Here is a 17076-nt window from a genome sequence, read left to right on the forward strand (position 1 = left end):
GTGGCGGCGGGGAGGCCTTCGCGGAGGGGGGCTGCGGCATCGACGGGGAGGTCGGCGCGGTAGGCGGCGGTGCCGATGGAGCCCAGTACGGCGATGCCCAGGGCGCCGCCGAACTCGCTGCAGGTTTCCATGACTGCGGAGGCCGAGCCGGCGCGTTCGGGGGAGACCGAGCCGACGATGGTTTCGGTGACCAGGGACATCACCATCACGAGGCCGGCGGCGAGCAGGCCGGCGCCGGTGAGGATGACCGCGAGCGAGGACTCGACCCGGACCTGGGTCAGTACGGCGAACCCGCCCGCCGCGAGGACGAAAGCGCCGCCGGTCACGTAGGCACGGTCGAACCGCTTGGCCAGCGTGGTTGCCAAAGGCGCCGCACCACCGACGACGAGCGAGGGGGCGAGCGACCAGAGGGCGGCCTTCAGCGGTGACAACCCCTGCACCAGCTGCAGGTACTGCGTCATGAAGATCGCATTGCCGACCAGCGCCAGCATGCCGATCGTGTTGGCGGCCAGCGAGCCGCTGAAGGCGCGGTTGCGGAACATCGCGAGCTCGATCATCGGGTACGCCGCAGTCCGCTGCCGTTGTACGAACAGCACCCCGAAGACCAGCCCGGCCACGATCGCCAGCACCGGCAACGACGCCGTACCGTGCGCGGCCAGCTCCTTGATCCCCCAGATGATCGGCAGTACGGCGGCCAATGACAGCACCGAACCAATGAGGTCGAACCGTCCCCCGGTCGGCGCCTTGAACTCGGGCAGCAGCACCGGCGCGAGGACCAGCAGCAGCACCATCGCCGGGATGTTCGCGAGGAACACCGAGCCCCACCAGAAGTGCTCCAGCAGGAACCCGCCGAACACCGGGCCGAGCGAGATCCCGCCCATCATCACCGCGCTCCAGAAGGCGATCGCCTTCTGCCGCTGACCGGCGTCGTGGAACATGTTGCGGATCAGCGCCAGCGTCGACGGCATCAAGGTCGCGCCGCCGATCCCGAGCACCGCCCGTGCGGCGATCAGCTGCTCGGGATTCTGCGCGTACGCCGCGGCGATCGAGGCGAGCCCGAAGGCGATCGCCCCGAAGATCAGCAGCTTGCGCCGGCCGATCCGGTCGCCGAGCGAGCCCATCGTGATCAGCAGACCGGCCAGCACGAACCCGTAGATGTCGAAGATCCACAGCTGCTCGGTCGCGGTCACCCCGAGATCACCCGCGATGTACGGAACAGCGAAGTACAGGACCGACACATCCATCGACACCAGCAGCAGCGGCAGTGCGAGCACGCCGAGCGCGATCCACTCCTTGCGTCCCGCGCGTTCCGTCGTACTCATAAACCCCTCCAAGGATCTGTCTATGGCGCACACTGTGTGCGCCGTACACAGACCATAGCGAGATCTGTCTATGATGTAAACAGTCCCGACCTGAGAGGTGTCCGAGCATGGAGCTACCGCGCGTACTGGAGCAGCTGTGGGGTCTCGAAGGACCGGCGCGGCCCGGACCGAAGCCGACGTTCCAGCTGAGCGACATCGCCGCGGCCGCGATCGAGCTGGCCGACGCGGGCGGGCTGCCGGCGGTCTCGATGAGCAAGGTCGCGTCCGCGCTCGGCTTCACGACGATGTCGCTCTACCGGTACGTCGATTCCAAGGACGACCTCTACACGGTCATGCTCGAGTACGCGTTCGGCGAGGCGCCCGTCCTGTACGGCGAGGACTGGCGCAGCCGGATGGAGTCGTGGGCGGCGGCGTTCCGGGACGGCCTCCGCGCGCATCCGTGGATCCTGCAGGTGCCGATCACCGAGCCGCCGCTGTCACCCAGCCAGCTGACCTGGATGGAGTCGGCGCTGCAGGCGTTCCACGACACGCCTCTGACCGCCGGCGAGAAGTTGTCGGCGATGCTGCTGGTGAACATCTACGTCCGTGGCGCCGTCCAGCTCACCATCCACCAGTTCACCGCGACCCCCGAGGAAGCCGCGGTGGCGGACCGGCGCTATGCCGAGCGGCTGCAGTTCCTGGCGACCGAGGAGCGATTCCCCGCGATCGCCGCGGGGCTGCAACGGCCGGCAGAACTGGAGATCAACTTCGAGACCGATGGATTCGCCGACGGCCTGGAAACCATCCTCGACGGCATCCAGGCCGGGATCGACAAGGGGTGACTCAGACGTCCAGTTTGTCGGCGACGCCGCGCAGTACGGTCGCGACCTGGCGGGACGCCTTGCCGTCGGGCTGGCGGCCGCGGCGGTAGTTCTCGCCGAGGTTGTCGAGGAGCTTGATCAGGTCCTCGATGACGAGCTGCATCTCCTCCGGCTTCGGCCGCATCGCCTTCGCCACCGACGGCGGCGGGTCGATCAGCCGGACCTGCAGAGCCTGCTCACCCTTGCGGCCCTCGACGACACCGAACTCGACCTTCTGGCCGGGCTTGAGGTTGGTCACTCCGGCCGGCAGCGCCTCGGCGCGGACGTAGACGTCCCCGCCCTCTTCCTTGCTGAGGAAGCCGAACCCCTTCTCGGAGTCATACCACTTGACCTTGCCTACGGGCACGGGAACCTCTTCAGAGTCAATCGTCGGAAACCGGACCGGACGGGCGGCCCGACCGGTTACCCAGGGTACGTGAACGGGACGCTCAGCGCCCGTGGGAAATTATCGGTACTTGTCCGGATCAGGCAGCCGCTCGTTCATCGAACCGGACCGGAACCCGCGGGGATCGACCCGCGCCGCCGTGAACCCTTCGGCCATGACCGCATCTACCAGGTCCTGGTGATCCACCCGAGCGACCAGGTCGTGGTCGATCTCGATACTCGCCGCCTCGCCCAGATCGCGGACGCGCACGTTCTGCACCCCGTACGGCGCCAGCCGCGACCGCAGTGCCGCCTCGGCCCGGTCGACCCGGGCCAGCAAGTTCGGCGTGATGCGGATCCCGTAGGCGATCCGGCTGGACAGGCAGGCCGCGGCCGGTTTGTCCGACGTCGCCAACCCCCAGCTGCGCGAGGCCTCGCGGATCTGCGCCTTGGTCAGCCGCGCGTCCTTCAGCGGGGTGATCGCACCCCGCTCGTGCGCGGCCCGGATCCCCGGCCGGAACCCGGCGATCGCATCATCGGCGTTCGTCCCGGTCGCGATCGCGGTGATGCCGAACTCGTCGGCGATCGGCTGCAGGGTCTCGACCAGTTCGGCCTTGCAGAAGTAGCAGCGGTCGCCCGCGTTGGCCTGGTAGCCCTCGCGCTCCATCTCGTGCGTATGCGGCGTCACATGCCGGACGCCGAGAGCGTCGGCGAACCGCGCAGCCGGCTCCAGCTCAGCATCCGGGAGGCTCGGCGAGATCGCCGTCGCGGCCACCACATTGGCCGGGCCGATCGCCCGGGCCGCGGCCGCCAGCAGGAACGCCGAGTCGGCGCCACCGCTGAACGCGACGACCAGCTTGTCGTAGCTCGACAACCGCTTCATCAGCGCTTCCAGCCGCTGCTCGAGCACATACGCCTCGAGCCAGGCAGGGAACTCGGTCAGATCAGTCAGTACGACGTCCGCGCCGTACGCCCGCAGCTCGTCAGCGGTGAACGGCCCGGTCGCAACCGCCACCGCGACCGCTCCGGCCGCCTGCGCTCCGTCGATATCGGCGGTGTGGTCGCCGACGAAGATGCCCGCCTGGTGCTCGCGTAGCGCCGTACCCTTCTCGGCTCCGTGCAGGTCACCGACCGGCTCGTCGACATCCAGCCCGAGGTGCTCCAGGTGCAGCTTCACGGATGGCGTGTGCTTCGCCGAGACCACCATGGTCCGGCCGCGCAGGGCCCGGATGGCGGCCAGCGACTCGGCCACGCCCGGCAACGGCAGGCTGCCGGTGATCGCGTGCGACGGGTAGTGCTCGCGGTACCGCTTGACCATCGCGTCGACCTGCTCCGGGGGGAACCAGTTCGCCATCTCCCAGGTCAGGGGCGGCCCGAGCCGGCTCACCACGAGCTCGGAGTCGATGGGGACGCCGGTCTCCGCGGCCAGCAGGTCCCAGACCAGCTGAATCCCCGGGCGCGAGTCGATCAGCGTCATGTCCAGGTCGAACCCGACCACGAGCTCCGGTACGTCGAAGGTCGCGGTGGCGGGCTGGATCTCGGCGGTTGACACGTCCCCAACCCTACGTCCTGCCTCTGACGAGGCGGTCTCGCATCCCGAAACGCGTCCTATGTCTAGTAAATCAGTTGGATTATAGGGATTGACCCTTTGGAGGAAACCATGACCGCTCAGCTCGAAGCACCCGAGATCACCGTGGCCAAGGCCGGTGGCGCGATCGGCGCCGTGATCGGCAACGTCCAGCTCGGTGGCGACCTGGCCCCGGAGACCGTGACCGCGATCCGGCAGGCGCTGCTCGACCACAAGGTGATCTTCTTCCGCGAACAGCACCACCTGGACGACGCCGGCCAGCTCGCGTTCGCGAAACTCCTCGGTACGCCGACGCTCGCGCACCCGACCTCGAAGAGCCTCGACGACGCGGCGAACGTGCTGCCGATCGACTCCGACTACGGCAAGGCGAACAGCTGGCACACCGACGTCACCTTCGTCGACCGGATCCCCGCGATCAGCATCCTGCGCGCGGTCACCCTGCCCCCGTACGGCGGCGCCACCACGTGGGCGAACACGGTGGCGGCGTACGCGAATCTGCCCGAGCCTTTGAAGGCTCTGGTCGATCGACTGTGGGCTGTGCACAGCAACGTCTACGACTACGCCGGTCACGCGGACGAGGGCCGGATCGGCGGGGTGGATGTGAAGGTCGAGACGCATCGCAAGCAGTTCCAGTCGAAGCTGTTCGAGACCGAGCACCCGGTCGTGCGAATACACCCAGAGACCGGTGAGCGGTCACTGGTTCTCGGTCACTTTGTACGGCGGCTCGTCGGGCTCAGCAGCGCTGAAACGACAGCGTTGTTCCAGCTGCTCCAGAACCGGATCACGAATCTCGACAACACCGTCCGGTGGCAGTGGCAGCCGGGGGACCTCGCGATCTGGGACAACCGTGCGACCCAGCACTACGGGGTCGCCGACTACGACGACCAGCCGCGCCGACTGCACCGCATCACCCTGGCGGGCGACGTACCGGTGAGTGTTGACGGTGTCCGCAGTACGCCGCGCACGGGCGATGCGACGCACTTCTCCTCACTTGACAACTAACGCCACATTGTCCGACCTCTTGACACTCTGGATGCTTTTGTAAACCATCAGGGACATGGACTCGTTCGCGGACCGGACCAAACGGCGGCTGCACGACGAGCTGCTGGATGCTGCGTACGACGCGATCGTTGCGGGTGGGTACGACGGACTCCGGATGGCCGAGGTGGCCCGCCGTACCGGGGTGTCCCGGCAGACCGTCTACAACGAGTTCAGCGACAAGTGGGGACTGCTGCAGGCGGTCACCACCCGCGAGACGGAACGGTTCCTGCTGCAGGTGAACGCGGCACTCGCCGAAGCGCCCGACCCGATCGCCGGTTTGCAGGCCGCGGTCGAGCGGGCGCTCGCACTGGCCGGGGAGAACCCGCTGGTGAAGGCGATGCTGGGACAGCCGGGATCGGACCAGGCCAGTCAGCTGCTGACGACACGGGGGCAGCAGCTGCTGGAGGTGAGTCACCAGGCGCTGGATGCCCACGTCCGTGAGCACTGGCCAGAGGTGCCACCAGAGGACGCGACCAGCTGCATCGACATCGCTTTGCGCGTTGTCCTCAGCCACATCATCACGCCTGGGCCCCCACCCTCGGCAGTGGCCGTGCAGCTGGCTCGCGTCCTCAGTCCCTTCTTAGTCCAGTCCAGGAGGCAGTGATGACGAATCCGTTGCACAGGCAGGGTTTCAACTCCCTGAAGTCAGGTGGCTTCAACTGGGACGCACTGCCGCTACGGCTGTTCGACAAGGGCAACCGCAAGTTCTGGAACCCCCGTGACATCGACTTCACCCAGGACGCCAAGGACTGGCAGGAGATGAGTCCGAACGACCAGGACAACGCACTGATGCTCTGCTCACAGTTCATCGCCGGCGAGGAGGCGGTCACCGAGGACCTGCAGCCGTTCCTGCAAGCCATGGCGGCCGAGGGCCGGTTCGGCGACGAGATGTACCTGACGCAGTTCTGTTTCGAGGAGGCCAAGCACACTGCGGTCTTCCGGCTCTGGCTGGACGCCATCGGCGTCACTGAGGACCTGCACCGGTACGTCGAGACCAATCCGGGCTACCGGGCGATCTTCTACGAGGCCCTCCCCGTGGCACTCAAGTCACTGGCCGACGACCCGTCACCAGCCAACCAGGTACGCGCCTCCGTCACCTACAACCACGTGGTCGAAGGGACGCTCGCCCTGACCGGGTACCACGCATGGAACCTGCTGTGTACGGCGCGCGGCGTACTGCCGGGCATGCAGGAGCTGATCCGCCGGATCGGTGACGACGAACGTCGCCACATGGCCTGGGGCACGTTCACCTGCCGCCGGCACGTGGCTGCCGACGAGTCGAACTGGAAGGTCGTCACCGACACCATGGAGGAGCTGCTGCCGCATGCGCTCGTCCAGATCCAGTGGGCCCTCGACAACTCCCCCGAGCTCCCACCGGAGATCAACCCGACCGCACTGATGACCTACGCCGGCGACCGGGCCACCCGCCGCCTCGGCGCCATCGAGTCCGCAGTCGGCGCAGACGTGGCCGGCATCGACCTGGACTACTCCCCGGAGCGACTGGAGGACGTCTTCGGCGACGAGGACTCAGCCGCGCTCGCCGCGGTCCGCTAGGGCTTTCGCACTTCGGTGTCGGCGGCCGTCACCAGGCGGCCGTCGGCAGCGTGCACTTCGAGCGGCTTGAGCGGTTTGCCGTCGCGGCGGTCGAGCAGCTCGGAGTGTGGCTCGCCGGGTTCGAAGGCGAACGCCTCACCCCACTGGCGCAGTGCCACGATCACCGGGAAGAGCGCTTCACCCTTCGCGGTCAGCGCATAGTCACTGTCCAAAATCCCCTGCTCCACAAGGCCTTTCAGACGCGCGCTGAGAATGTTCTTCGCGATTCCCAGGCTGCGCTGGAACTCACCGAACCGGCGGCTGCCGTCGAAGGCGTCGCGCACGATCAGCAGCGACCACCAGTCGCCGACCGCATCCACCGACCGCGCCACCGGACAGCTCTCCTCGTCGAACCGCGTCCGCTTGACCATCACCACACCTCCTTGGTTGCAAAATGCTACCACTCGGCCTTACGGTTGCAACATGAAACCAAGACTGTATCTGGCGGTGTCCGCCGCGATCGCGGTGTCGACCGTCTACTTCGCCCAGCCGCTACTGGTCACGATGGGACAGGACCTCGGCCTGTCCACGAGTACGGTCGGGCTGTTCGTGACGGTCACCCAGATCGGCTACGTGCTGGGCCTGTTCTTCCTGGTCCCGTTGGGCGATCGGCTGCCCCGGCGCCGGTTGATCCGGACCCAGTTCGTCCTGCTCGCCGGCGCGCTACTGATCGTGGGCTTCGCCCAGAACGCCGTCATGCTGCTGATCGGGCTCGCCGCGGTCGGTGGGCTCGCGGTGGTCACCCAGTCGGTGGTCGCGTTCGGCGCATCGCTGAGCGCCCCGGCCGAACGCGGCCGGACCGTCGGTGCGATCACCACCGGCGTCGTCCTCGGCATCCTGCTGGCCCGCACCGCGTCCGGGGCGCTCACCGACGTGGCAGGCTGGCGGGCGATCTACCTCGTGGCCTGCGCCTTCTGCCTGCTGATCGCCGCAACCCTCGTCCAGTCCCCGCCGCAACCGCGCACCGATCTGTCGTACGGCGCCTTGCTCCGCTCGATCATCGACCTGTGGCGCGAGGAACCGCTGTTCCGGGTCGCCGGGCTGCGGGCCTTCTTCATCTTCGCCTCATTCAGCACCCTGTGGAGCGCTGTCGCCCTGCCGCTGACCGACCAGGGCCTGTCACACACGGCGATCGGCGCGTTCGGGCTGATCGGCGCCGCCGGTGCGATCGTGTCCGGCCCGGCCGGACGACTGGCCGATCGGGGCCATGGGCAACGAGTTACGTCGATCGCCGCCCTGTTGCTGGTGGCCAGCTGGGCCGTCATCGTCTGGACGCCGAAGTCCCTGCTGGCACTGGCGATCGGCGCCGTCGTCCTCGACCTGGCGACTGGCGCGATCCACGTCACCAACCAGAGCCGGATCTATCCGCTCCGCCCCGACGCAGGCAGCCGCTTGATCGGCGGCTACATGATCTTCTACTCGATCGGCAGCGGCCTAGGCGCGATCGCGTCGACCTGGCTCTACGTTCGCGCCGGCTGGACCGGTGTCAGCGTGCTCGGCGCAGCATTCGGTGTCGGGGCCTTGCTCACGGCAGTCCCAACAGGCCGACTGACTTCTCGCGCATCTCGATCTTCCGGATCTTTCCCGTCACAGTCATCGGGAAGTCGTCGACCAGCAGCACGTACTTCGGGATCTTGAAGCGGGCCAGTTTGCCGGTGGCGAACTCCCGCACGGCGTCGGCGTCGAGTGGGTCCGCGCCGGGCTTGAGTTTGATCCACGCGCAGAGCTCTTCGCCGTACTTCTCGTCCGGTACGCCGATCACCTGGACGTCGGCGATCGCCGGGTGCGTGTAGAGGAACTCCTCGATCTCGCGCGGGTACACGTTCTCGCCGCCGCGGATGACCATGTCCTTGATCCGGCCGACGATGTTCACGTAACCGTCGTCACGCATCACTGCGAGGTCGCCGGTGTGCATCCAGCGCGCCTGGTCGATTGCCTCGGCGGTCTTCTCCGCTTCGTCCCAGTAGCCGAGCATGACGGAGTAGCCACGAGTGCACAGCTCCCCCGGCTCACCGCGCTCGACCACGAGACCAGTGGCCGGGTCCACGAGCTTCACTTCGACATGCGGCATCACCCGCCCGACAGTCGACGTACGGCGGTCCAGGTCGTCGTCACGCCGGGTCTGCGTGGACACCGGCGATGTCTCGGTCATGCCGTAGCAGATGGCCACTTCAGCCATGTGCATGTCGGCCACACACCGCTTCATCACCTCAACCGGGCACGGCGATCCAGCCATCACCCCAGTGCGCAGCGTGGACAGGTCGTAGTCGCTGAAGTTCGGTAACCCCAGTTCGGCGATGAACATCGTCGGTACGCCGTACAGCGCCGTACACCGCTCGTCCTGCACAGCCTGCAATGTCGCAGCGGGGTCGAACGCCGGACCGGGGATCACCATGCACGCACCGTGCGTTGTGCAGCCCAGGTTCGCCATCACCATGCCGAAGCAGTGGTAGAAGGGCACGGGGATGCAGAGGCGGTCCTCTGCGGTGAAGGCGATCGTCTCGGTGACGAAGAAGCCGTTGTTGAGGATGTTGTGGTGGCTGAGGGTTGCGCCCTTCGGGAAGCCTGTGGTGCCGCTGGTGTACTGGATGTTGATCGGGTCGTCGAAGGCCAGCTCCTCGGTGCGCTGCTGCAGCTCCTCGTCGCTCACTCGGTCCGCTGCGTCGCGGAGGCTGTCCCAGTCGCCAGTGCCGATGTAGACGGTCTCTTCGAGCGCTGCGCAGTCCGGACGCACCTCGTCGACCATGGCTCGGTAGTTGCTGGTCTTGAACTCGGTGGCCGAGATCAGCAGCCGCACACCGGACTGGTTGAGCGCATAGGCCAGCTCGTGCGTCCGGTACGCCGGATTGATGTTCACCAGGATGGCGCCCACAGTGGCGGTCGCGTACTGCGTGATGGTCCACTCCGCGCAGTTCGGCGCCCAGATGCCGACCCTGTCGCCCTTCGCGATCCCCCGCGCCAGCAGGCCCTTGGCGACCCGATCCACCTCGGCACCCAGCTCGGCGTACGTCCAGCGCCGGCCGGTCTGCACCTCCACCAGCGCGTCCCGGTCGCCGTACTGCTCGATCGTCCGTCTCAGGTTGGCGCCGATCGTCTCGCCCAGCAACGGCACGTCGGAGACTCCCGAGGCATAGCTAGCGGACATTCGCGCCTCCTGATAGGTCGTTGCGCTGAGTCTAGGACTGTCAGCGGAAGAGCTGCAGGGTTCGGTGCCAGGGGTTGGCGCGCAACCGGGGGTTCAGGAGAGCCACGGCCACGCAGTACTTGCTCACGCTGATCGGCCGAACCCCCAGCTCACGCAGTACGTCGTCCGCCGCGCCGGCCCGGCCTGCAGTCTTGCTCTCGACCAGTACGACGTCCGGCCGCACCTGCACGCTGTGGCGTGGCGCTGAGAACCGCAGGTCGGTGTCACAGGTCAGACGGGCGTGTCCGGTCGGATCCACCAGCGTGCTGCGCCGATAGGTCGTGGCGAGCGCCGGACCGAGCCGTGGCTCCGGCGGTACGCCGTACTCGGTCTGCAGCCGCTCTGTCAGGAAATCCCAAGCCTGCGGCGTCAACCGGGCGCGGTCCGGGAGCGGATAGTCCACGCGGGACTTGATCGTTTCGGCCCGGGCGCCCTTGAGCTTGATCTCCAGACTGCACTCGCCACTGTCCAGGTAGGCACGCGTCCTGAGCTTGTAGCGACGGCGTCGGCCCTGCAGGTGCTGTCGGTAGAGCTCATGGTCGGCCGTGTCGAAGTAGACCGACTCGTAGCGGAAGCTGCAGCGGCCGTCGATCCACAGTGCGGCGAACGTGGAACGCAACCGCGCTGTCAGCTCAACAAAGGTCTCCAGCGGCACGAGGTACTTGCGGTCGACTCTGACCTGCAGCGCGGCCTCCGCCAGCACCTCGGGCAGTGTGATCACCGGAAACGGCTCCAGCGCACCTGCCATCGCTGCGGCAGTCCTGGTCGTGCTCATGCGGCGAACTGATGGACGGGCGCCGGTCGTGCCGCGCGGGACACCTTGGTCCGGCTCCGGTACCGGACGTCGACCACAGTCGTGTCGGTGACCAGGTCAAGATCCAGTACGACGAAGTACTTCACCTCGGCCCCGAGTAGCTGCTCCAGGACCGGCCGGATCTCGCTCACCTGCGGGTAGGCGCGGTCGAGCACCACCTTCTGCCGGTGCGAGCGGCTGATCAGTCGCGGGTGGTCGACGGTGTACATGACCGCTACCAGCAGCAGACTCAGCACCGGAGCCAGCCACACCGGTCCGGGGTGCAGGCCGTTGACCAGCCCCATTGCGAGCGCCACGAAGTAGTACGCGACCTCCTCCTGGGTGATCGAGTCGGAGCGCAGCCGGATGATCGACAGGATGCCGAACAGTCCGAGTCCCAGGCCCGCACCGGCCCCGCTGTCGGCCAGCATCGCGGTCACAGCCAGTACGCCGATGTTCAGGGCGACGTAGGCCAGCAGCAGATCGCGTCGGTGGTAGCGCCGGAAGTAGATGCCGTAGGCAAGTAGCGCGACGGCCAGCAGGTCAGCCGGTATCGCGATGGCCAGACCACTCATGGTTCCTCCTTGGGGGACTTGGTGATGTCTCCACCCTGGTCCGCAACCGTGAGACCGGTCTGAGCCGCTGATGAGAGGGTTCTAAGGCAACAGCCGGTAGCCCATGCCGCGAACAGTCTCGATCCGTTCCTGGCCGAGCTTGCGGCGCAGGTAGCGGATGTAGACGTCGACCACGTTCGAGCCGGGGTCGAAGTCGAAGCCCCAGACCTGTGAGAGCAGCTGCTCGCGGGACAGCACCTGATCCGGATGCCGGCAGAACATCTCCGCGAGCAGGAACTCCCGGGCGGTCAGGTCGACACTGCGGTCGCCGACGACTGCACGCCGGGTGCGCAGGTCCAGTTCGAGGTCACCAACGCGCAGGACCGTGGCGTCCGGCGTACCGGGGCTGTCGGTGCGCAGGCGCAACCTGATCCGGGCCAGCAGCTCCTCGAACGCGAACGGCTTGGCCAGGTAGTCGTCCGCACCGCCCTGCAGTCCGGCCACCGTGTCCCGCACGCTGTCCCGGGCGGTCAGGATCACCACCGGCATCGAGACTCTGGCCTCCCGCAACCTTCTGAGCACTGTGAAGCCGTCCACTCGTGGCAGTCCGATGTCCAGCACCAGCAGGTCGTACGCACCACTGACAGCCTCTGTGTACGCCGTTTCGCCGTCGCCTACGACTGTGGTGACGAACCCGTTGCCCCGCAGGCCTCGTTCGACGAAGGAGGCGATCCGTTCCTCGTCTTCTGCGATCAGAATCCGGCTCATCCACGCACCTCCGGCAGAGTCAGTTCGAAGCGAGCCCCTGGAGCGCTCTGCTCGGCCACTCGGACCTCGCCACCATGTGCCTGCGCAATGGATCGGACGATCGACAACCCCAGCCCAGCGCCTTCGGCTCGGACCTGGTCGTCACCACGGACGAACCGGCTGAAAATCCGCTCGGCGTCGGCGGCTGGTACGCCACTGCCCGAGTCGGCGACCCACAGCAGCACCTGTCCGTTCTGCAGCCGGGAGCCGACGGCAATCCGGTCGCCCGCCTGTGTGTGCCGGACGGCGTTCGCGACCAGCTGCATGAGCGCCTGGGTGAGCCGCTGACCATCGGCGATCACCACCGCATCGGCTGTCTCGTCCACTCGCCACTGCCGCTCTGCCAGCGGACGTGCCTTGGCCACGACCTCTACAACCAGCTCGGTCAGGTTGACCTCACCCGGCGCCAGGAAGTCGGGGCGGTCGCTCTTGGCCAGCACCAGCAGGTCATCGACCATCCGGTTCATCCTGGACAACTCGTCGAGTACCAGTGCCTTCGTCTGCTCCTGGTCGTCCGGGTCGTCACTCATGAGCTCCAGGTGTCCCCGGATCACGGTGATCGGCGTCCGCAGCTCGTGGCCCGCGTTGTCGGCGAACTCCCGCTGCGTGAGGAAGGCCGCCTCCAGCCGGTCCAGCATCGTGTTGAACGTGCGAGCGAGCTGAGCGACGTCATCCGTGCCGACTACCTGGATCCGGCGCCGCAGGTCGGATTCGCTGATCTGTTCGGCAGTACTGCGCAGTTGGCGGATCGGAGCGAGCACTCGCCCGGTGATCAGCCAGCAGGCGACAGCTGCCAGAGCCAGGGTGATCGCACCGACCACCGCCAACGCCCGGGCCGCGTCCTCCGACGGCTGCGCGATCAGGTCGCGGAACTCGATCACCACCAGCTGCGCCCGGACCGGCTGGTCGCCCACCCGCACCGGCAGGACGCCGTACCGGACCTTGCCCGCTGAGCTGTCAGCCCACCCGTACGTCGGTTCGGTGGCACCGGCGATGCGCTGGATGAAGGCGGTGTCGGTGTCGAGGCGTGCGGGCGGAGTGCCCTGCCCACGCCGGTACGGGCGGCCGTCGACGATGGTGAAGAACGCCTCGGAGTCGTCGGGCAGGTTCAGCTGGAGCCAGCGCTCCAACAACTCCTCCGGTGTTCGGAGGGCCGTTGCGTCCGGAGTGGTGGCGAACCCGCGGAACTTGGCCGCCTCATGGCTCAGCTCCCGGTCCGCCGAGGCATCGGAGCGAGCGGACAGGACCTGCCAGGTCACGAAGACGACCATGACCATGGCCAGTGCGAGCACGCCCAACATCCAGGAGATGATCCGAACGCGCGCACTGGGCACCGGGCGCCTCAACCGCGTCTCCGGTCAGCCATCGTCGTCCGGGCCGTCGTCATCCGTGTCGTCCGGACCGTCATCGACATCGTCGCCTGCTGTTCGCACCGGAGCGGGTGACACCGGCCCCGCCCCCGGAGCGGTCGGCCGCGGCCGCGTCGACGGCGGTTGCGCGGTCGGGCCCGCCGTACCGGGGGTGACGACAACGGTCTCCCCCAGCTCCGGGCCGGACTGCTCGGCCAGCCAGCGCGGCAGCACGAAGCCGGCCACCGCCAGCACGACGGCGACCAGTCCGTAGACCACTCGAGGAGATCGCACTCTCACACCCTGCGATCCGAGCTGAAGAACCGCATGAGCGGAACATTACAGATCTCTCATACAGGCAACGGCTTCTGCAGGTGCACGTGCGGCAGGAAACAGGGGGTGGACGGCAAGCAATGTCCTTGCCAACTCTCCGTCACATCGGTCGCGCTGAGTCATTGGACCGTTACAGTGGACGGGAGAGGTGTGAGGCGATGGGCCGATCCGCCGAAGGTCAGCACCGCAGCGACCGTCCGCCCGGACGTACCGCCGAAGCGGCACAACGGACCGCTGCGGTGAGCGAACGCGTCCGGGACCTGGGCAACGTCCTGGCGAGCACACTCGCGATCGATGTGCACGGCACCGATCTGCAGACCCTCAAACGCGCGCCCCGGCGCGCCCCGCCCGCCGTCGAGGCAGCCGATCTGACAGCGCGTCCCGGACCCGTCTGGGACGCGTTCCTGCCCCAGGAGCCCGGACGGTTCCGCTGGTGGGGCGCCGAGCGCCGGTATGCGCGGCGGCTGGCCGCGGCCGAAGACCGGTTCGCGGAGGCGATCGAGCGGCACCGCGCCGCCGAGGAGAACCGCCGTGACCGGGTGACCCGTGCTCAGCGCGAGCAGGTCGAGCAGCAGCGCCGGCTGGACGACGCCACCGCTGAGCAGCACGCTCGCGTCGATGCGTACCAGCGCGCAGTGGAGAGCCACGACCGCGCTGCGGTGACCCGGTACTTCACGAAAGCATTGGAGCGAGTGACGGAACCGCTGGACTTCCCCCGTCGGCGTCGGGTTGGCTACGTGCCGGAGTCCACGTTGCTGGCGATCGAATGGGACCTGCCGGACATGAGCGTCGTACCGGCTGAGGCGTCGTACCGGTATGACCGCGCGGCCGACGCAGTAGTCGCGGTACCGCGACCGGAGAAGGAGGTGCGGCTGCTCTACCAGCAGCTGGTCGCTCAGCTCGCACTGCGCGCACTGCACCTCGTCTTCGGCAGTGATCGGTACGGCGTCGTCGACACCGTGGTGTTCAACGGCATGGTCGAGTCGGTGGATCTGCCGACCGGGCAGACCGTCCGGCCGTGTCTGATCACGTTGCGGGCAACGCGTGAGCAGTTCCAGGCGCTGGTGCTCGACCAGCTCGACCCGGTCGCCTGTGTACGTCACTACTTCGCCGCTGAGGTCTCACGGCACCCAGAAGAGCTACAGCCGGTCGAGCCGGTGCTGGACTTCGACCTGGCCGACCCGCGCACGGTCGAGCCGATCGACGTCCTCAGTGAGATCGACAGTCGGCCCAACCTGCTGGACCTGAGCCCCGAGTCCTTCGAGCACCTGGTCCAGAACCTCCTCACCCGGATGGGTCTGGAGACTCGCCTGTTCCGGCTGGGCACCGACGGCGGCATCGACTGCGTCGCCTACGACCCGCGCCCCATCACCGGCGGCAAGTTCGTCGTCCAGGCCAAGCTCTGGACCCGCACCGTCCCACCCTCCGCCGTACGCGACCTCTTCGGCACGGTCCTCGACGCCGGCGCCACCAAAGGCATCCTCATCACCACCAGCGGCTTCGGGCCCACCAGCTACCAGTTCGCCACCGGCAAACCGCTCCAACTCATCGACGGCACCGCCCTGCTCGCCCTCTGCCACCTCCACGACATCCCGGCCCGCATCATTCCCAGGGCTAGCTGACACAGAGCTAGTTGAGCGGCGACTCGTAGATCTGGATCTCGGTGCCGGTGGGGTCCTCGCCGTCGTCAGGAGCTGTGTAGAGGCGGAGCTTGTCCTGAGTGGTTTCCAGGGCTACTGGGTTGCGGGTGGCGTTGCGGCCGGTGGGAGAGAAGTAGGGGAAGGGGATCTCGTGCAGGATGCGGTTGCTGCGGAGGTCGAGGAGTGCGAGACCGCCTAGGTCGTAGGAGCCTTTGGGGCCGGGGAGACTCGTGACGCCGCCGCAGAGCTGCTTGCCTCGGGAGACGTAGTCGCAGTCCTGGTAGTCGAGCAGGTGGCTCTCGTTGGCGACGCGTTCGAGGCGGTGGCCGGTGGGGGTCCAGTTGTAGAGAGTGCGCGAGCCCCAGCTCACTCCGTGAACCTGTCCGGTGGTGCGGTCGCGGACCACCCCGCCGACGTGGTCGTTGGCGCGGAAGCGCTCGGTGACCCGGTAGGTCTTCGGGTCGACTGTGTACACGATCGCCCGCGAGTTGGGCCGGTACTCCGCTACCGGGATCCACACGTCACGTCCGTCGAAGTCGATGCCACCCGGGTGGTACGCCGTACCTTCGCCGAGGCGGATGTCCTTCTTCAGGTTGCCCTGCCGGTCCAGAACGAACAGGTGCCCGATCCCCTTCCCCGGTGAGCGGTCGTAGCCGTCGACGGGCACCGGGTATTTCACCGGCGGTTCCAGGACCTCGACACTCGACAGGAAGATCAGATCGCCGACCAGGGCGAAGCCCTGCGGGTGGTACGTCGGGAAGCGCAGTGGGATGCGCGCGACCTGGGTCCACGCCGTACTGCGATTGGTGGCGACGAAGGCCCGGGTGACGTCGGCGTCCCGTCCGGTGGCTTCGGCGGTGCTGAGGCCGGTGAGCAGGAGACCGGCGAGCACGGTGGCGGTGACGATTCGGCTACGCATGACACCACCTGAGCAGACTCCGGTGCCTTGCGGGAAGTGTCAGACTAACTGTCATGGAAACTGGGGTAACGGTTGTCGGATCAGGTCAGGTCAGCACGGCGCCCGACGTACTTCGGGTGTCCTTGAGTGTCGAACACGTCGCACCGGATGTGGCTGCCGCCGTCGCGCAGGTGGCCGAGCGCACGGACGCTGTGATCGCAGCGCTGCGTGGGCAGGGTCTCGAGGCGGACGACATCAATACGACGACAGTGAACGTCTACCAGGAATACCGCGAGCCGGGGACCGCCGCGGCGTTTCGCGGCTCGCACCAGCTCACCGTGACCACCAAAGACCTCACCGGCTTCGGCACGCTGCTCAATGCGGCCGTGGACGCAGCCGGCAACAGTCTGGGGCTGCAGTCGCTGCAGTTCGACGTACAGGACAAGTCTGCGCTGTTGACGCGTGCCCGCGAGCTGGCTTTCCGCCAGGCGCAGGAAAAGGGCACAGAGCTCGCGCATCTGGCCGGATACTCGCTCGGCTCGGTCACTGCGATCAGCGAGACCTACAGCCACGCCCCCATCCGCGAGGTGGCCATGGCCGGTGCAGCCAAGGCCTTCGACGCCGCTGCGATCAACATCACCCCGGGCGATCACTCCGTCGAGGTATCACTTGAAGTCCACTTCTCCTGGGCCTGACCCGGCGCGTCATGGGCCACCTGGTCAACCGCAGAGCGACTACTCTCACCGCATGC

18 protein-coding genes are annotated in these 17076 nt (G+C 67.4%); 7 read left to right on the forward strand and 11 right to left on the reverse strand.

The genetic code is table 11. The features are described from left to right. On the reverse strand, positions 1 to 1322 hold a 1322-nt coding region (locus E1261_RS07950; protein WP_132404239.1), incomplete at its 3' end, for an MFS transporter. A gap of 107 nt (positions 1323 to 1429) precedes the next feature. Between E1261_RS07950 and E1261_RS07955 the strand changes: the two genes are divergently transcribed. Continuing rightward, positions 1430 to 2143 (forward strand): TetR/AcrR family transcriptional regulator C-terminal domain-containing protein, encoded by a 714-nt coding sequence (locus tag E1261_RS07955; protein ID WP_132404242.1) that lies wholly within the window; start codon positions 1430 to 1432, stop codon positions 2141 to 2143. Position 2144: 1 nt separating this feature from the next. Here E1261_RS07955 and E1261_RS07960 read toward each other — a convergent pair whose 3' ends face one another. Next, the gene (locus E1261_RS07960; RefSeq protein ID WP_132404245.1) at positions 2145 to 2528 is read right to left on the reverse strand and encodes a cold-shock protein; all 384 of its coding nucleotides are present in this window, start codon (positions 2526 to 2528) and stop codon (positions 2145 to 2147) included. 99 nt (positions 2529 to 2627) lie between these two features. After that, on the reverse strand, positions 2628 to 4097 hold the full coding sequence (gene larE / locus E1261_RS07965) for an ATP-dependent sacrificial sulfur transferase LarE (protein WP_132404248.1): 1470 nt from the start codon (positions 4095 to 4097) through the stop codon (positions 2628 to 2630). Positions 4098 to 4205: 108 nt separating this feature from the next. Between larE and E1261_RS07970 the strand changes: the two genes are divergently transcribed. From E1261_RS07970 to E1261_RS07980, 3 genes are read left to right on the forward strand one after another with little or no spacing between them, the layout of a single operon-like run. Next, entirely contained in the window at positions 4206 to 5135 is a 930-nt protein-coding gene (locus E1261_RS07970; RefSeq protein WP_132404251.1) for a TauD/TfdA dioxygenase family protein, read from the forward strand. 55 nt (positions 5136 to 5190) lie between these two features. Next, positions 5191 to 5778, forward strand: a complete 588-nt coding sequence (locus tag E1261_RS07975; RefSeq protein WP_132404254.1) for a TetR/AcrR family transcriptional regulator — start codon at positions 5191 to 5193, stop codon at positions 5776 to 5778. Continuing rightward, positions 5778 to 6728, forward strand: coding sequence for a R2-like ligand-binding oxidase (locus E1261_RS07980; RefSeq protein ID WP_132404257.1), 951 nt, complete (start codon positions 5778 to 5780; stop codon positions 6726 to 6728). The genes E1261_RS07975 and E1261_RS07980 overlap by 1 nt, the downstream gene beginning before the upstream one ends. Here the strand turns inward: E1261_RS07980 and E1261_RS07985 are convergent. After that, on the reverse strand, positions 6725 to 7138 hold the full coding sequence (locus E1261_RS07985) for a winged helix-turn-helix transcriptional regulator (protein WP_132404389.1): 414 nt from the start codon (positions 7136 to 7138) through the stop codon (positions 6725 to 6727). The two genes, E1261_RS07980 and E1261_RS07985, sit on opposite strands and share 4 nt — an antisense overlap. A gap of 52 nt (positions 7139 to 7190) precedes the next feature. On the opposite strand from E1261_RS07985, the gene E1261_RS07990 reads away from it, so the two are divergent. Beyond that, complete coding sequence (locus tag E1261_RS07990; RefSeq protein WP_132404260.1) at positions 7191 to 8405, forward strand: MFS transporter; 1215 nt, start codon at positions 7191 to 7193, stop codon at positions 8403 to 8405. On the opposite strand, the gene E1261_RS07995 is transcribed toward E1261_RS07990, so the two are convergent. From E1261_RS07995 to E1261_RS08020, 6 genes are all read right to left on the reverse strand, one after another. Next, positions 8293 to 9912 carry an AMP-binding protein gene (locus E1261_RS07995; protein WP_132404263.1) on the reverse strand — a complete coding sequence of 540 codons (1620 nt, stop codon included), beginning with the start codon at positions 9910 to 9912 and terminating at the stop codon, positions 8293 to 8295. The genes E1261_RS07990 and E1261_RS07995 overlap by 113 nt on opposite strands. Positions 9913 to 9952: 40 nt before the next feature. Further along, positions 9953 to 10726 carry a polyphosphate polymerase domain-containing protein gene (locus E1261_RS08000; protein WP_132404266.1) on the reverse strand — a complete coding sequence of 258 codons (774 nt, stop codon included), beginning with the start codon at positions 10724 to 10726 and terminating at the stop codon, positions 9953 to 9955. Further along, entirely contained in the window at positions 10723 to 11319 is a 597-nt protein-coding gene (locus tag E1261_RS08005; RefSeq protein WP_132404269.1) for a DUF4956 domain-containing protein, read from the reverse strand. Before E1261_RS08005 ends, E1261_RS08000 begins: the two co-directional genes overlap by 4 nt. An 81-nt stretch (positions 11320 to 11400) precedes the next feature. Then, entirely contained in the window at positions 11401 to 12066 is a 666-nt protein-coding gene (locus E1261_RS08010; RefSeq protein ID WP_132404271.1) for a response regulator transcription factor, read from the reverse strand. Next, positions 12063 to 13406, reverse strand: coding sequence for a sensor histidine kinase (locus E1261_RS08015; RefSeq protein WP_132404274.1), 1344 nt, complete (start codon positions 13404 to 13406; stop codon positions 12063 to 12065). Before E1261_RS08015 ends, E1261_RS08010 begins: the two co-directional genes overlap by 4 nt. Before the next feature lie 57 nt (positions 13407 to 13463). Continuing rightward, entirely contained in the window at positions 13464 to 13748 is a 285-nt protein-coding gene (locus E1261_RS08020; RefSeq protein WP_238176074.1) for a hypothetical protein, read from the reverse strand. A 278-nt stretch (positions 13749 to 14026) separates the two neighbouring features. Here E1261_RS08020 and E1261_RS08025 point away from each other — a divergent pair, with 278 nt between their 5' ends. Next, complete coding sequence (locus tag E1261_RS08025) at positions 14027 to 15409, forward strand: restriction endonuclease (RefSeq protein ID WP_238176075.1); 1383 nt, start codon at positions 14027 to 14029, stop codon at positions 15407 to 15409. A gap of 7 nt (positions 15410 to 15416) precedes the next feature. Here E1261_RS08025 and E1261_RS08030 read toward each other — a convergent pair whose 3' ends face one another. Then, positions 15417 to 16346, reverse strand: coding sequence for a DUF6454 family protein (locus E1261_RS08030; RefSeq protein WP_132404280.1), 930 nt, complete (start codon positions 16344 to 16346; stop codon positions 15417 to 15419). A gap of 53 nt (positions 16347 to 16399) precedes the next feature. Here E1261_RS08030 and E1261_RS08035 point away from each other — a divergent pair, with 53 nt between their 5' ends. Further along, complete coding sequence (locus tag E1261_RS08035; protein WP_132404283.1) at positions 16400 to 17020, forward strand: SIMPL domain-containing protein; 621 nt, start codon at positions 16400 to 16402, stop codon at positions 17018 to 17020. Positions 17021 to 17076 lie beyond the last annotated feature (56 nt).

Source organism: Kribbella albertanoniae (assembly GCF_004348455.1).
Lineage (GTDB): Bacteria > Actinomycetota > Actinomycetes > Propionibacteriales > Kribbellaceae > Kribbella > Kribbella albertanoniae.

What these genes read in the sequence shown, in the direction of transcription:
- E1261_RS07955 (WP_132404242.1), top strand. Translation starts at nt 1,430, where the DNA reads ATGGAGCTACCGCGCGTACTGGAGCAGCTGTGGGGTCTCGAAGGACCG.
- E1261_RS07970 (WP_132404251.1), top strand. Translation starts at nt 4,206, where the DNA reads ATGACCGCTCAGCTCGAAGCACCCGAGATCACCGTGGCCAAGGCCGGT.
- E1261_RS07975 (WP_132404254.1), top strand. Translation starts at nt 5,191, where the DNA reads ATGGACTCGTTCGCGGACCGGACCAAACGGCGGCTGCACGACGAGCTG.
- E1261_RS07980 (WP_132404257.1), top strand. Translation starts at nt 5,778, where the DNA reads ATGACGAATCCGTTGCACAGGCAGGGTTTCAACTCCCTGAAGTCAGGT.
- E1261_RS07985 (WP_132404389.1), bottom strand. Translation starts at nt 7,138, where the DNA reads ATGGTCAAGCGGACGCGGTTCGACGAGGAGAGCTGTCCGGTGGCGCGG.
- E1261_RS07990 (WP_132404260.1), top strand. Translation starts at nt 7,191, where the DNA reads ATGAAACCAAGACTGTATCTGGCGGTGTCCGCCGCGATCGCGGTGTCG.
- E1261_RS07995 (WP_132404263.1), bottom strand. Translation starts at nt 9,912, where the DNA reads ATGTCCGCTAGCTATGCCTCGGGAGTCTCCGACGTGCCGTTGCTGGGC.
- E1261_RS08000 (WP_132404266.1), bottom strand. Translation starts at nt 10,726, where the DNA reads ATGAGCACGACCAGGACTGCCGCAGCGATGGCAGGTGCGCTGGAGCCG.
- E1261_RS08005 (WP_132404269.1), bottom strand. Translation starts at nt 11,319, where the DNA reads ATGAGTGGTCTGGCCATCGCGATACCGGCTGACCTGCTGGCCGTCGCG.
- E1261_RS08010 (WP_132404271.1), bottom strand. Translation starts at nt 12,066, where the DNA reads ATGAGCCGGATTCTGATCGCAGAAGACGAGGAACGGATCGCCTCCTTC.
- E1261_RS08015 (WP_132404274.1), bottom strand. Translation starts at nt 13,406, where the DNA reads ATGTTGGGCGTGCTCGCACTGGCCATGGTCATGGTCGTCTTCGTGACC.
- E1261_RS08030 (WP_132404280.1), bottom strand. Translation starts at nt 16,346, where the DNA reads ATGCGTAGCCGAATCGTCACCGCCACCGTGCTCGCCGGTCTCCTGCTC.
- E1261_RS08035 (WP_132404283.1), top strand. Translation starts at nt 16,400, where the DNA reads ATGGAAACTGGGGTAACGGTTGTCGGATCAGGTCAGGTCAGCACGGCG.